This is a genomic window from Psychrobacter sp. 1Y4 (assembly GCF_051847555.1).
Window position 1 is genome coordinate 1 of record NZ_JBPYDE010000458.1, and the last position, 756, is coordinate 756.

The window sequence follows — 756 nt, forward strand, 5'->3', positions numbered from 1 at the left end:
GGTATCTCTTATACTGCAGGCGTGCCACCCGTAGCTGCTGCGATGCTAGTCGCGACTGGCGAATGGGACGCAGGCAAGATGGTCAACGTCGAAGAGCTAGATGCAAAGCCATTTATCAATCTGCTCAACAAGATTGGTCTGCCAACGCGTATCAAAGATAGCGAAGGTGATAGAGCGCTTGAGTTTGATATTTAATTAGCAAATGTTATTTAGAAAAGCCTATCTTTTATAGATAGGCTTTTTTTATGTCTAGTTATATGAATAAAGGGGGCTAGCGGTGACATGGCGTTCTTGCTACTATCACTGGTAGCTACCATTTTATTTTCTACAAATGCTCTACTTTTTATACTCATTAGCTTTCACTTTAAAAAAATATTAAGGACAGTAAAATTGAGAGTCAATAAATATGGTTTAAAAGATACTATATCCTCTTTAGTGAAAAGAGAAGTTAGGCAGCGCTGTGGGTTTGGTTGTGTTAACTGTGGTAACGCCGTATATCAATATGAACATCTTGATCCTACTTTTGCTGAAGCAAAGGAACACAATCCTGAACATATTGTTTTGTTGTGTGGAGGCTGCCATGATCGAGTCACTAGAAAAATTCTATCTAAAGACACTATCAAAATGCGATCTTTAAATCCTATTTGTAATCAGAAAGGATTTTCTTTTGGTCCTTTTGATCTTGGTCTTGTAGAACCTACTATAAAATTAGGTACCTTGATATGTAAAAATGTAGATTCTTTAATTAATATTGAT

Annotated in this window: 2 pseudogenes; both read left to right on the plus strand. The window is 36.8% G+C overall.

Going from position 1 to position 756, the window contains the following annotated elements:
* Positions 1 to 195 (plus strand): annotated as a pseudogene (locus ACS8FC_RS16950) (saccharopine dehydrogenase); the annotation flags it as partial.
* A gap of 195 nt (positions 196 to 390) precedes the next feature.
* A pseudogene (locus ACS8FC_RS16955) lies at positions 391 to 756 on the plus strand (hypothetical protein); the annotation flags it as partial.